The organism is Streptomyces sp. NPDC003034 (assembly GCF_053591375.1).
This window is the reverse complement of the sequence record NZ_JBSFTS010000002.1, coordinates 343,566-357,516: the sequence shown is the minus strand read 5'-3', so window position 1 is coordinate 357,516 and position 13,951 is coordinate 343,566. Positions and strand designations below refer to the sequence as shown.

General features: G+C 71.6%; 8 protein-coding genes. 2 read left to right on the top strand and 6 right to left on the bottom strand.

The genetic code is table 11. The annotated features are described in order from the left end of the window. Positions 1–144: 144 nt before the first annotated feature. Together ACWDX7_RS03935 and ACWDX7_RS03930 are read left to right on the top strand one after the other, a co-directional pair. On the top strand, positions 145–3,015 hold the full coding sequence (locus tag ACWDX7_RS03935) for a bifunctional glycosyltransferase/CDP-glycerol:glycerophosphate glycerophosphotransferase (RefSeq protein WP_451489313.1): 2,871 nt from the start codon (positions 145–147) through the stop codon (positions 3,013–3,015). After that, a complete protein-coding gene (locus tag ACWDX7_RS03930; protein ID WP_451489314.1) occupies positions 3,012–4,184 on the top strand; it encodes a glycosyltransferase in 1,173 nt (390 codons plus the stop codon). The genes ACWDX7_RS03935 and ACWDX7_RS03930 overlap by 4 nt, the downstream gene beginning before the upstream one ends. 112 nt (positions 4,185–4,296) lie before the next feature. On the opposite strand, the gene galE is transcribed toward ACWDX7_RS03930, so the two are convergent. From galE to ACWDX7_RS03900, 6 genes are all read right to left on the bottom strand, one after another. Beyond that, positions 4,297–5,277 carry a UDP-glucose 4-epimerase GalE gene (gene galE / locus ACWDX7_RS03925; RefSeq protein WP_451489315.1) on the bottom strand — a complete coding sequence of 327 codons (981 nt, stop codon included), beginning with the start codon at positions 5,275–5,277 and terminating at the stop codon, positions 4,297–4,299. Between the two features lie 90 nt (positions 5,278–5,367). Further along, on the bottom strand, positions 5,368–6,984 hold the full coding sequence (locus ACWDX7_RS03920) for a glycosyltransferase family 2 protein (RefSeq protein WP_451489316.1): 1,617 nt from the start codon (positions 6,982–6,984) through the stop codon (positions 5,368–5,370). 113 nt (positions 6,985–7,097) lie between these two features. Continuing rightward, entirely contained in the window at positions 7,098–8,543 is a 1,446-nt protein-coding gene (gene obgE / locus ACWDX7_RS03915) for a GTPase ObgE (protein ID WP_451489317.1), read from the bottom strand. A 161-nt stretch (positions 8,544–8,704) separates the two neighbouring features. Then, positions 8,705–8,959, bottom strand: coding sequence for a 50S ribosomal protein L27 (gene rpmA / locus ACWDX7_RS03910; RefSeq protein WP_069920265.1), 255 nt, complete (start codon positions 8,957–8,959; stop codon positions 8,705–8,707). Positions 8,960–8,972: 13 nt separating this feature from the next. After that, complete coding sequence (gene rplU, locus ACWDX7_RS03905) at positions 8,973–9,293, bottom strand: 50S ribosomal protein L21 (RefSeq protein WP_030159347.1); 321 nt, start codon at positions 9,291–9,293, stop codon at positions 8,973–8,975. 288 nt (positions 9,294–9,581) lie between these two features. Beyond that, complete coding sequence (locus ACWDX7_RS03900; protein WP_451489318.1) at positions 9,582–13,733, bottom strand: Rne/Rng family ribonuclease; 4,152 nt, start codon at positions 13,731–13,733, stop codon at positions 9,582–9,584. Between the last annotated feature and the right edge of the window lie 218 nt (positions 13,734–13,951).

Sequence of the window (13,951 nt, the reverse complement as noted above, 5' to 3'; positions counted from 1 at the left end):
TCCGAACGGGTGATTGTCTGCGACCGGACCCGTCGCTCACCTCTTCCTTAGAAGTATGCACGCCGGAAATCGGCCTGCCTGAGGTGAGCGCGGCACACGGTAGCTTTGACGGGATAAGCGGAACGAAGAAACGAAGGGATCGAGGTGCACGTGCCCGACGTCTCCGTGGTCGTCATCGTCTACAACGACGCAGAGCGTCTGTCGACAGCAGTCCGGTCGGTTTTGGACCAGACCCTGCAAGGGGTCGAAGTCGTGATCGTCGACGACTGCAGCAAGGACCGGTCCTACGCCGTCGCCCAGGAACTGGAAGCAGCGCATCCGGGCAGAGTGCGCGCCTTCCAGCTGCCGCAGAACAGCGGCGGCTGCGGCGCGCCGCGCAACCACGGCATCCAGCAGGCCACCGGCACGTACGTCATGTTCCTGGACAGCGACGACGTGCTGGAGCGCAACGCCTGCCGGAACATGCTGGCCGCCGCCGAGCGGACCGGCTCCGACCTGGTCTCGGGCATGTGCGTCCGCGTGCACCTCGACAACCGGTGGGGCAAGACCACCGAGTGGTACCCGTGGATCTACTCGCGCACGCGCACGCTGGAGTCGATCACCGAGTTCCCCGACCTGCTGGTCTACGACACCCTCTCCACGAACAAGTGCTACCGCCGCGCCTTCCTGCTGGAAGAGGGCCTGGAGTTCCCGGTCGGCATCCACTACGAAGACCTGCTCTTCTCCGCGCAGGCCTACGTGGCCGCGCGCCGCATCACGCTCATCCCGAACCACGTCTACTACTGGAACGTGGTCGAGAAGGCCGCGGCGAAGTCGATCAGCAACCGCCGCCACGAGATCGCGAACTTCGTCCACCGGATGGAGATCCACCGCCGTGTCGACCAGCTGCTGGCCGCCAAGGGCCACACGGAGATCAAGTCCGCGAAGGACGCCAAGTTCCTCAAGCACGATCTGGTCCTGCACCTGCGCGACCTGCCCCTGCTGAGCGACACCTACCGCCGGCAGTTCGCCCGCCTCGCCAACGGCTACCTCGCCGGAATCGACCCGGCCGCCTACGAGTGCGTCACCTACCTCCAGGCCATCTGCGCCTACCTGCTGGGCAAGGAGGACTGGGACAACCTGCTCCCCGCCGCCGACGCCATGACCAACAAGGGCCGGCTCTCCTCCCCCCTCGCCGAGCGCGACGGCCGCGTCTACTGGTGCGCCGAGCACCTCGACGACGCCGAGGCCCGCCGGATACTGGACGTCACCGAGCAGGGGTTCCACACCACCCCGCTCACCTCCCTCCAGCTGGGCAACCGCCTCACCTCCTACGCCGACGACGGGCGGGGCACCGTCACGATGTCGGGCGCCGTGGTGAACCCGCTGGGCCGGATCCGGCCCGAGGCGGAGCTGAAGGCCTCACTCGAATTCCGGGCCCGCCGGCAGATCGGGGTGCGTTCCTTCAGCTTCCCGGTGGCAAGCGTGCGCCACGCGGGTGACACGATCGAGTGGTCTGCCACCGCCGACATCCGCGGCACCGTCCGTCCCCTCGGCATCATCGACGCCGTCTGGGACGTCCGCCTGAAGCTGACGGCCGACGACGACCGGATCAGCACCCGCGTCTCGGTCGGCGGGGTCGACCTGGAGTCGGCGGCCCGCCTGCGCGTGCGGCCGCGGCTGACCCGGCTGGTCTCCGACCGCTTCGAGCCGGAGGTGACCAAGAAGGGCAACCTCTCCTACGTCCTGACCGCCGAGGGCTCGGCCGCCGTACGCACCCAGACCCTGATCAACAACGCCATACAGGGCAAGGCCGCCGGCGTCGTCAAGCGGGGCCTGCGCAAGGCTCTGCGGGCCCGCCGCAGCATGGGGTCCGGCGAGCAGAAGGTGCGGCTCTACCACGAGGTCTTCTCGAAGCTGCCGATCAAGAAGGGGACGGTCGTCTTCGAGAGCCACATGGGCAAGCAGTACAGCGACAGCCCCAAGGCCATCTACGAGGAGATGGTGCGCCAGGGCGCGCCCTTCGAGGCGATCTGGTCGTACGCGGGCGGCAAGCCGACCGGCTTCCCCAAGGAGGCCACGCTGGTGCGCCGCTGGAGCTGGCCGTACCTGCGGGCGCTGGCCCAGGCCGAGTACTGGGTCGACAACCAGGGCTTCCCGCTGGCGCTCGCCAAGCGCCCGGGGACGACGTACATCCAGACCTGGCACGGCTCCGCGCTCAAGCGGATGGGCTTCCACGAGCCCCGCACCAAGGCGCAGGGCCGCGCGGGCCAGGCCCGCTTCCAGGCGGCCGTCGACCGCTTCGACCACTTCCTGATCCGCTCCGAGCACGACACCCGCACCCTCGCCAAGGGCTTCCGGCTGCGGGACGAGGTGCTGCTGCGCACCGGCTACCCCCGCAACGACGCCCTGGTGGAGGCCCAGCGGGCGGAGGCGCAGAGCGGTGAGCGGGTCCGCGGCCCCCTCGCGGCCGAGCTCGGCATCGACCCGGACAAGAAGGTGCTGCTGTACGCGCCGACCTTCCGGGCGGGTGCGGACGGCACGGTGGAGGGCTTCGAATTCCCCTTCGACATCGAGGAGTTCGCGGAGCAGCTCGGTGACCGCTTCACGCTGCTGGTCCGGACCCACTACCTCAACAGCGTCTCGCTCCCGCCGTCGGTCGCGGGCCGGGTCATCGACGTGTCGCGGCACCACGACATCACGCCGCTGCTGGCCCTCGCCGACGGACTGATCACGGACTACTCGTCCGTCATGTTCGACTACGCGGTCCTGGACCGGCCGATGGTCTTCTTCGCGTACGACTACGAGAAGTACGCGACCGACATCCGCGGTACGTACTTCGACCTGAAGGAGAAGGCCCCCGGCCCGGTGGTGGCCACGGCGGACGAACTCCTGCAGGCCCTCGCCGCCTTCGACGAGGCGGACGCCAAGTACGCGGAGGCGCGGCAGCGTTTCCTCACCGAGTTCGGCGAGTACGACCACGGGGACGCCGCCCGCCAGATCGTCGACAAGTTCTTCACCAGGAGCGGCAAGTGAGCCAGCAGACCGCCACCCCGGGCGGCCGTGACATCTTCCTCGTCTCCAACAACGTCGACGAGCTCGGCGGCGTGACGACCTGGTCGCACCAGATGGCACGGCTGTTCACCGAGCGCGGCCACCGGGTGCACATCGTGGGCATCGCCCCGGTCGCCGAGGAGATCCGGCAGGAGCTGCCGCAGGACCTGCCGTACGAGATGACCACCCTGTACGAGGCCCACCCGCCCTCCGCGCGCCGGCTGCACGGGATCAAGGGCAGGCTGAACGCCCCCGAACGGCGCCGCCAGGCGGCCCGGCGGGCGAAGATGCGGGCCAAGGCGGAGAAGCTGAACGAGCTGTTCCGCGCGGCGCGTCCCGGCGGCGTGGTCATCGTCACCCAGGTCTGGGCGATGGAGTGGGTGGCGCTCGCCGACACCAAGGGGCTCAGCGTCATCGGCATGAGCCACGAGTCCTTCGAGGCCAGCCACAAGTCCACCCGCGGGGAGCGGGTCAAGCGCTACTACCGGGACGTCGACCGGATGCTGGTGCTCACCGCCGAGGACGCGGACCTGTGGATCCGGGCGGGTATGCAAAACGTCGCCAGCATGCCCAACCCGCTGCCCTTCATGCCGGAGTTCCCCGCTCCGCGCACGGAGAAGGTGGTGGCGAGCGTCGGCCGCCTCGCCTTCGAGAAGGGCGTGGACCTGCTGCTCGACGCATGGGCGGACGTCGCCCCGCAGCACCCGGAGTGGGTCCTGCGGATCTACGGGGCGGGCGTGGAGGAGCCGGCGCTGCGCGCGCACTGCACGGAGCTGGGACTGGACGACTCCGTGGAGTGGATGGGCAGCACCGGCGACGTGCTGGGCGCGCTGCGCGGAGCCTCGGTCTTCGCCCAGGCCTCGCGGGCCGAGGGTTTCCCGATCACACTGCTGGAGGCCATGGCGGCGGGCGTGCCGGCGGCCGCCTTCGACTGCGCGCCGGGCGTGCGCGAGATCGTCCGGCACGGCGAGGACGGGCTGCTGGCCAGGCTCGGCAACACGATGGAGCTGGCCGGGCACCTAAACGCGCTGATGTCGGACAGTGAACTGCGCGACCGGCTCGGGAACCGGGCCTTCCACGAGGTGAGGCGGTACTCCAGTGCCGAGATCACCGACCGGTGGGAAGAGCTGTTCGCCTTCCTGACCCGCTGACCCGCTGACCGCGCTGACCGCTTGTCCGCGTACGCGACCGCCCGCTCCGGAGACATCCGGAGCGGGCGGTTGCGTATCTGCGCGGTGGGCGCGGTCAGCGCCAGCGGCGCGGTCAGCTCTTGCGGTTGGCTTCCCAGCCGGCCCAGGCGGAGGTGACCATCTCGCGGACGTCGTGCCGGGCCTTCCAGCCCAGCTCGGTCGCGATCCGGTCGGCCGAGGCCACGACCTTCGCCGGGTCGCCGGGGCGCCGCGGGGTGACCTCGGGGGCGTAGCTGTGGCCGGTGTTCTCGTTCAGCAGCTCCACCATCTCGCGCACGGAGACGCCCTCGCCGCGGCCGATGTTGACGGTGAGGTCCTTGTACTCCTTTGCCGCGGCCCACTCGGCGAGCTTGCGGGCCGCCGCCACGTGGGCCTCCGCGAGGTCCTCGACGTGGATGTAGTCACGGATGCAGGTGCCGTCCGGCGTCGGGTAGTCGTCACCGAAGATGCGGGCGCCCTGGCCGGCGTCGTAGCGCTCGAAGACCATCGGCACCAGGTTGTAGACGCCGGTGTCGGCGAGCTCGGGGGTCGCGGCGCCCGCCACGTTGAAGTAGCGCAGGCAGGCGGTGGAGATCCCGTGCGCCTTGCCGGCGGCGCGGACCAGCCACTCGCCGGCCAGCTTCGTCTCGCCGTACGGGCTCAGCGGCGCGCAGGGGGTGTCCTCGGTGACCAGGTCCACATCGGGCATGCCGTAGACGGAGGCGGAGGAGGAGAAGAGGAAGTTGCGCACGCCCGCGGCGGCCACGGCCTGGAGCAGCACCGTGAGGCCGTGCACGTTCTCGTGGTAGTAGTACAGCGGCTTGTCGACGGACTCGCCGACCTGCTTCTTGCCCGCGAGGTGCACCACGCCGGTGATCTTGTGCTGGGCGATGGTCTCGTCCAGGACCAGCCGGTCCAGGACGGAACCGACCACCAGCGGTACGCCCTCCGGGACCCGGTCGGCGTTGCCCGTGGACAGGTCGTCGATGACGACGACCTCCTCACCCGCGAGCAGCATCGCGCGGACGACGTGCGCGCCGATGTAGCCGGCGCCACCGGTGATCAAAAACGTCATGCGTATCTCCCGAGTCCTGTCCGAGTCACCTGCGTGACCTGTGCGTGTCTGTCCTGTGTGTCTTGTGTGCGGCTGCGCGGCTGCCGGGCTTCAGCGGCGTCTGCGGCCCGCCCGGGCCCGGTAGAGCCGGTTGCGTACGAGGTACAGGGCGCCCTCGGCGCCGGGCGCCAGGCGCAGGGCCAGCGAATCAGCGGCCGTGCAGTAGGGCTGCGACAGCAAGACACCGTACCTGCCGCTCGGCAGGGCCCGGCGCCGGAGCAGATCGCCGAGGGGGCGCAGGGAGGTGAGCAGGGAGCTCCCGTCCGCGCACCGCACGCTGACCCGGACATCCCACGCCTGCATCCGGCGCAGCCCCTGGCGGCGCCCGTTGGCGGCCAGGTCGCCGAGACGGAAGGGCAGTTCCGCGCTCCAGCCGCCGCCCGCGCGGGGCAGCAGCTCCACCGGCCCGGCCGTGACGGGTTCGCCGCCCGCGCGGGGAAGGAACCGCAGCTCGGCGGTCTGCGGCCCGGCCGCGGCGAGGCGCCCGTACAGGTCGTGCAGGTGGATCCGCAGTGCGCCGCCGCCCGCCGGTTCGGCGTCAACGGTGACCGGCAGGTCGGATGTCGCCAGTGCGGCCAGGCCGTCCAGTTCGACCGGCAGGCCCTCGCTCCACACCGGCGTCCCGTCGGCGGTAGCCGCGTACGGCGGGAGCAGCCGCGGCGGTTCGGCGGCGAAGCGGGTCAGCCGCCGGACGTCGGCGGGAGGGCTCGCGGTGGCGCGCAGCACCCGTACGATCCAGCGGGCGGGCGCCACGGCGGCCTCGATGTCGGCCTCCGCGAAGGTGGCGAGGTACTCGCGGGTGAGGCTCCACCAGGCGGCCTGGTACTCCGGGTCCGTGCCCAGTTCCCGCAGGTACATCCGCAGGTCGTACTCCAGGAACTTGACCTGGCAGGCGCGGCCCAGCTCCGGGGAGGCGGCGGCGAGGATCCGCGAGGCCGTGCGGTGGGCCTCGATCCGGGCACGCCAGTTGCCGACGTCCTTGCGGTCCAGGGAGATCGACACCTGGGCGGCGGCGCGGCGCACGTGCCAGACGTACACGAGGTCGCCGATGACGGCGATGCGCGGGGCGGCGGCCAGCACCCGGGCGGTGAAGACGAAGTCCTCGTAGACGAACCGGCCGTCGGGGAAGCGGATGTCGTGCCCGGCCAGGAAGGCACGGTCGTACAGCTTGTTGACGCACAGCGTGTCGCGGACCAGCTCGGGCCGGTCCAGGGGCCGCTCGATCACCTCGCCCGGCGTGTGGAGCCCGGGCATCCACGGCACGTCGTGGCCCTGCGGCAGCTCACGCCGTACGCAGGCGCCGACGGTGACGGGCGCGCGGTGCTCCTCGGCGGCGCGCACGAGGGCGTCGGCGGCTCCCGGCGGCAGGACGTCGTCGCTGTCGAGGAAGAGGACGTACGGGGCGGTCGCGACCGCGATCCCGTCATTGCGCGGGGTCCCGCAGCCCCCGCTGTTCTCCGTGCGGTGCACGACCTTCAGACGGGGATGGGCGGCGGCGAGCTCGTCCAGCACCCGCCCGGTGCCGTCGGACGAGGCATCGTTCACGGCGATGACCTCGCCGACCACCGGGCCCTGGGCGAGAGCCGAGAGGACGGCCTCGCCCACGAGCCCGGCGTCGTTGTACGCGATCACCACGACGGAAACGGTGGGTGGTTTGCTGCTGCTCACTCGGTGGATCCTAAGCGACCTGCGTAAAGGTGATCTCAAGACCGCCCGTGACCGGCCCCGTGGTCAGGGGCCGGGCGGAGCCCAGGTCATGCCGGCGACAGGGCCTGGAAGGGCTAGAAGGGACGGAACTCGTCGTATTCCTTCTGCGCGTCGTCCCCACGCTGAACGTCCTTCTCCTTGCGGCGCTGCGTGGCCGGGCGCGGGGCCTCCATACGGTGGTCCTCGCCACGGCGGCCCAGCATCTCGGCGCCGGCCATCATGGTCGGCTCCCAGTCGAAGACGACCGCGTTCTCGTCGGAACCGATGGCGACCCCGTCACCCGCACGGGCGCCGGCCTTCCGCAGCGCGTCTTCGACGCCCAGGCGGTTGAGGCGGTCCGCGAGGTAGCCCACGGCCTCGTCGTTGTTGAAGTCGGTCTGGCGGACCCAGCGCTCCGGCTTCTCGCCGCGCACGTTGTAGACGTCCTCGGCCTCGTCGTAGGTGACGGTGAAGCCGCTGTCGTCCACGGCCTTCGGGCGGATGACGATGCGGGTCGCCTCCTCCTTCGGCTTGCGGGCGCGCGCCTTGGCGATGACCTCGGCGAGGAAGAAGGAGAGCTCCTTCAGACCCGTACGGGCGACCGCCGAGACCTCGAAGACCTTGTAACCGCGCGCCTCCAGGTCCGGGCGGACCATGTCGGCGAGCTCCTTGCCGTCCGGGATGTCGACCTTGTTGAGGACGACGAGGCGCGGACGCTTCTCCAGCCCGCCGCCGTAGATCTTGAGCTCTTCCTCGATGACGTCGAGGTCGGCCACCGGGTCGCGGTCGGACTCCAGGGTGGCGGTGTCCAGGACGTGTACGAGGACCGAGCAGCGCTCGACGTGGCGCAGGAACTCCAGGCCGAGCCCCTTGCCCTGGCTGGCGCCCGGGATCAGGCCCGGGACGTCGGCGATCGTGTAGACCGTCGATCCGGCCGTGACGACGCCCAGGTTGGGGACGAGGGTGGTGAAGGGGTAGTCGGCGATCTTCGGCTTGGCGGCGGAGAGCACCGAGATCAGCGAGGACTTGCCGGCGCTCGGGAAGCCGACCAGCGCGACGTCGGCGACGGTCTTGAGCTCCAGGACGATGTCGCCGGTGGTACCGGGGACACCGAGGAGCGCGAAGCCGGGCGCCTTGCGGCGGGCCGAGGCCAGCGCGGCGTTGCCGAGACCGCCACGGCCGCCCTCCGCGGCGACGTAGGTGGTGCCCTGGCCGACGAGGTCGGCGAGGACGTTGCCCTCCTTGTCGAGGACGACGGTGCCGTCCGGGACGGGCAGGATCAGGTCCTGGCCGTCCTTGCCGGAGCGGTTGCCGCCCTCGCCGGGCTTGCCGTTGGTGGCCTTGCGGTGCGGGCTGTGGTGGTAGTCCAGCAGGGTCGTGATCGCCTGCTCCACCACCAGGATCACATCGCCGCCACGGCCGCCGTTGCCGCCGTCGGGGCCGCCGAGCGGCTTGAACTTCTCCCGGTGAACGGAGGCGCAGCCGTGGCCCCCGTTACCCGCGGCGACGTGCAGCTCGACGCGGTCCACGAAGGTGGTCATGGTTGTTCCTCCAGATACATACGGGAATGTCCCGGGCAGGCCTTGCTGCCATCAAACGTGTGTACGTGTAAACGCGCCGAGGGCGGACCTCTCTTCCCGGCTTGCGCCGGAAAGAGCTGAGATCCGCCCTCGAAAGCTACGAACGCCTTAGATCAAGAAGATCAGGCGGCCGGAACGATGTTAACGACCTTGCGGCCACGGTGCGTGCCGAACTCGACGGCACCCGCCTGCAGCGCGAACAGCGTGTCGTCGCCACCACGACCGACACCCGCACCGGGGTGGAAGTGGGTGCCGCGCTGGCGGACGAGGATCTCACCAGCGGAGACGACCTGACCGCCGAAGCGCTTCACGCCGAGCCGCTGGGCATTGGAGTCGCGCCCGTTCCGGGTGGACGATGCGCCCTTCTTGTGTGCCATGTCTCAGTCCCTCTTACTTCGCAGCCGTGGGGATACCGGTGACCTTGATCGCCGTGTACTGCTGGCGGTGACCCTGGCGACGGCGGTAGCCGGTCTTGTTCTTGTAGCGCAGGATGTCGATCTTGGCGCCCTTGTGGTGGTCCACGATCTCGGCCTGGACCTTGATCCCGGCCAGCACCCACGGGTCGCTGGTCACGGCGTCGCCGTCGACAACGAGCAGGGTCGAGAGCTCGACCGTGTCGCCAACCTTGGCAGTGGAAATCTTGTCAACCTCAACGATGTCACCAACAGCAACCTTGTGCTGGCGACCACCGCTGCGCACGATGGCGTACACGCGGATCTCTCTCTCACTCGGGACGGATGCTCCTGAAGCCAGCCGCTCAGGCGGGCCTGGGGCCCACACTGATCCGGAATTGGACGAGCGGCCTCTCCCGGCGGAGCGGGAGGAAGGTGCTCAGGAGCGCGGCGCGCGCTAGGCGTATTCGCCTAAGACATGCCGACGGTCTAGGTTACGGGCCCGGTTCCGGAGGGTCAAACCGAGCCCTCTCGCGATCCACCGGGCCCTCTCACGGCCGTGGGCCCCGCCTCGCGGCGGTGCCCACGGTCGTGAGGGACGGACGGATCAGGCTTCGGTCGGAGCCGAGACGGACGGGAGCGACTGCTGCTCCGCCGCCGTGGTCTTCTTCGTCGCCCGCTTCGCCGCGGTCTTCTTGGTGGTCGTGGCCGCCTTCTTGGCCACGGTCTTCTTGGCGGCCGCCGCCTTCTTGGCCGGGGCCTTCTTCGCCGTGGCCGCCTTCTTGGCCGGAGCCTTCCTGGTGGCCTTCTTGGCCGGGGCGGCCTCCTCGGCGGGGGCGGCCTCCTCGACCGGGGCAGCTTCCGCGGCCGGGGCTGCCGTCTCCGGGGCCGCGGTCTCCACGACCGGGGTCTCCACGACGAGTACGGCCTCCGCCGCTCCTGCCGGGGAACCGGCGGGTGCGGTGGCCTTACGGGTGGCACGACGGCGCGGACGGGCCGGCGCGGCCTCCGCCACGGGGGCCTCGGCGACCGGGGCCTCCGCGACCGGGGCGACCGGCTCCGGCACGACGACCGGCTCGGGCTCGGGCACGACGACCGGCTCCGGGGCCACCTCGGCCGCGGGGGCCGGGGCGCCCGCCGGGGCGGTGGCCTTGCGGGTCGCCCGGCGACGGGTACGGCCCTTCGGCGCGGCCTCGACCGGCTCGGCGGCCAGGTCCGGCTCCGCGGTCTCCACGGCCTCGGCGACGACCTCGGGGGCCGGCTCCAGAACCGTCTCGGCCGGCTCGGTGACCGGCTCGTCCACGACCACCGGGGCCACCTCGGCCGGAGCCGGGGACACGGGGGCCGCCGGGGCCGCCGCGCCGCGCGGGGCGCCCGCCGCGGCGGTGGCCTTGCGGGTGGCACGGCGGCGGTTGCGACGGCCGCTCAGACCTGCCGCCGCCTCCGCCTCGGCCGGGCTGCTGTACAGCTCCTCGTCCGCGACGAACTCCGGCTCGGGCAGCGCCCGCGGCGCGGCGGCCTCGGCAGCCACCTCCGCCTCGGTCTCGAAGCCCTCCGTGTCGGCCGTCTCGATCTCGTGGTCGTGCTGGTCGAAGTCGCCCCGGCCACCGCGGCGCTTGGAGCGCTTGCCGTTGCCGCCGCCACCGATCACGGTCGGCGTCTCCATGTGCACGATGACACCGCGGCCGTTGCAGTGGACGCAGCTCTCGGAGAAGGACTCCAGCAGACCCTGGCCCACGCGCTTGCGGGTCATCTGGACCAGACCCAGCGAGGTCACCTCCGCGACCTGGTGCTTCGTACGGTCACGGCCCAGGCACTCCAGCATGCGCCGCAGGACGAGATCGCGGTTGGACTCCAGGACCATGTCGATGAAGTCGATGACGACGATGCCGCCGAGGTCACGCAGCCGCAGCTGACGGACGATCTCCTCGGCCGCCTCCAGGTTGTTCCTGGTGACGGTCTCTTCGAGGTTGCCGCCCTGACCGGTGAACTTGCCGGTGTTGACGTCGATGACGATCATCGCCTCGGTCTTGTCGATCACAAGCGAGCCGCCCGAGGGCAGCCACACCTTGCGGTCGAGCGCCTTGGCGAGCTGCTCGTCGATCCGGTACGTCGCGAAGACGTCGACCTCAGAGGTCCAGCGGGACAGCCGGTCGGCGAGGTCCGGGGCCACGTGCGAGACGTAGCCGTGGATGGTCTCCCACGCCTGGTCGCCGCTGACGATGACCTTCGAGAAGTCCTCGTTGAAGATGTCGCGCACGACGCGGACGGTCATGTCCGGCTCGCCGTACAGCAGGCTCGGCGAGGACGTCGAGATCTGCTTCGCCTTCTTCTGGATGTCCTCCCACTGCGCCTGCAGGCGCTCGACGTCGCGGCGCAGCTCATCCTCGCTCGCACCCTCGGCGGCGGTGCGCACGATGACGCCCGCGTCCTCAGGGACGATCTTCTTGAGGATGGTCTTCAGACGCGCGCGCTCCGTGTCGGGCAGCTTGCGGCTGATGCCGGTCATCGAGCCCTCGGGCACGTAGACCAGGTAGCGGCCGGGCAGCGAGACCTGGCTGGTCAGGCGGGCGCCCTTGTGGCCGATCGGGTCCTTGGTGACCTGTACGAGGACCGACTGGCCGGACTTGAGGGCGGACTCGATGCGGCGCGGCCCGTTGGCCATGCCGAGCGCCTCGAAGTTGACCTCACCGGCGTACAGGACTGCGTTGCGGCCCTTGCCGATGTCGATGAAGGCGGCCTCCATCGACGGCAGCACGTTCTGGACCTTGCCCAGGTAGACGTTGCCGACGTAGGAGGTGGCTTCCTCCTTGTTGACGTAGTGCTCGACCAGCACGTCGTCCTCAAGGACACCGATCTGGGTGCGCTCGCCGGCCTGGCGGACGACCATCACCCGCTCGACGGCCTCACGGCGGGCCAGGAACTCGGCCTCCGTGATGATCGGCACGCGGCGGCGGCCCTGCTCGCGGCCCTCGCGGCGGCGCTGCTTCTTCGCCTCCAGACGGGTCGAGCCCTTGATGGACTGGACCTCGTCGGAGGAGGTGGAGGCAGAGGCGGCTTCGAGGCGCTCGCGCGCCGGGCGCGGCTCGCGGACCTTGACGACGGTGCGTACGCCGTCCTCCTCGGCCACTTCGACGGCTTCGGTGCCGGTGTCACCACTGCGGCGGCGACGGCGGCGGCGACGGCGGCTGGAGCTGGAACCGAGGGCGCCGCCCTCTTCCTCGTCCTCCTCGTCCTCTTCGGCCTCCAGCTCGGCGACCGGGGCCTCGGTCTCCTCCTCGATCGACTCGTCGAGGTCGGCGGCCTCGCCACGGCGGCGGCGACGGCCACCGCGACGGCGGCGACGGGAAGGACGCTCGCCCGACTCGTCGCCCTCTTCGAATTCGGCGCCCTCTTCGAAGGCCACGGCCTCATCGAGCTCGGCGGCCTCGGCCTCCGGCTCCTCCTCGGCGAGCACCTCGGGCAGGGACACGGGGGCGCGCTCCGCGACCGGCGCGGGCTGCTCGGCGGCGCCACGGCGGCGACGGCGGCGGCCGGACGGCTGCGGGGCGGGGACCTGGACGGCCTCGGCCGTCGTCTCGTCCTCTTCCTCGACCTCTTCGTCCGGGGCGGCGGCAGCCGCAGCGGCGGCCATGGCGGCGGTCTCGGGGGTCTGGAACATCGGCTCGGCGAAGACCGGGGCCTGGAAGACGGCTACGGCGGGCCGCCCGGCGCGGCGGCCACGGCCCGGGGCGGCCGGCGCCTCGGCCTCGGCGGCGGGCTGGGCGGGCTGGGCGGGCTGGGCGGGGGCTGCGCCGGAGCGCGTGGCGCGACGGCGGCCACCGCGCTTCGGGGAGTCCACCGCGTCGGCGACGGTGATGGGACGGGAGGCGGCCTTCGGGGCCTCCTCCACCGCCGGAGCCGCAGCGGCCTCGGCGGCAGGCGCCTCAGGAGCAGTGACGGCGCGGGTCGCACGACGCCGGGCACGCGGAGCCGAAACGGCAGGCTCCTCAGTGACGGGCGCGGCCTCGGCGACCGGAGCCGGAGCGGCAGCGGCCTCGGCGGCAGGCGCCTCAGGAGCAGTGACGGCGCGGGTCGCACGACGCCGGGCACGCGGAGCCGAAACGGCAGGCTCCTCGGCAACAGGAGCGGCGGGCTCCTCGGTGACGGGCGCAGGGGCCGCGGCGGGCGGGGTCTCCACGACCACGCCCTCGGCGGCAGGCACCTCAGGAGCGGTCACGGCGCGGGTCGCACGACGCCGGGCACGCGGAGCCGAAACGGCCGGAGCCTCCTCGACCACCGGCGCGGCCTCGGCGACCGGAGCCGGAGCGGCAGCGGCCTCGGCGGCAGGCGCCTCAGGAGCGGTCACCGCACGCGTCGCACGGCGACGAGCACGCGGAGCCGAAACGGCAGGCTCCTCGGCAGCAGGAGCGGCGGGCTCCTCGGTGACGGGCACCGGAGCCGCGGCGGCCGGGGTCTCCACGACCACGCCTTCGGCGGCGGCGGTGTCGGCCACGGGAGCTGCCACGGCGCGGGTCGCACGGCGACGGGTACGCGCCGGGGCGGCGGCCGGAGCAGCCTCCTCGGCGGGGGCAGCGGCAGCGGCGGCCGGGGCGGCCTCGGTCACCGGGGTGCTCTCGCCCGTGGCGGCGCCGGGCGGTCCCGCCGGCCGGGAAGCGGCGCGACGGCGCCTGCGCGGCGGCAGGCTGTCACTCGGGCTACCGCTGCCGGCGCTACCGGCGGTGGAGTTGTTGGTGTTCTCGTTTTCAGTACTGAGCATTGCGGGCAGTTCTCCCGTCACGCTCCCGGGCGCCGCGGCTGACTTCCGGTCCGGCTCGGTTTCCGCGCAATGAGCGCGGAACCGGCCTCCGGGGCGCGTTCGCCACACGGGAGCTCTAGGTCCATGGCCGCCGGTTCCGTACGCGTTGTCCGTACGGCCTGGCGGAAGTCTTCAGGTAGCTGCGCTGCCCGACCCAGGTGGCTCCCGAGTGCCAGGGC

Excerpts from the sequence above, each read along its gene's own strand:
- galE (WP_451489315.1), bottom strand. The coding sequence starts at position 5,277 with ATGACGTTTTTGATCACCGGTGGCGCCGGCTACATCGGCGCGCACGTC.
- obgE (WP_451489317.1), bottom strand. The coding sequence starts at position 8,543 with ATGACCACCTTCGTGGACCGCGTCGAGCTGCACGTCGCCGCGGGTAAC.
- rpmA (WP_069920265.1), bottom strand. The coding sequence starts at position 8,959 with ATGGCACACAAGAAGGGCGCATCGTCCACCCGGAACGGGCGCGACTCC.
- ACWDX7_RS03900 (WP_451489318.1), bottom strand. The coding sequence starts at position 13,733 with ATGCTCAGTACTGAAAACGAGAACACCAACAACTCCACCGCCGGTAGC.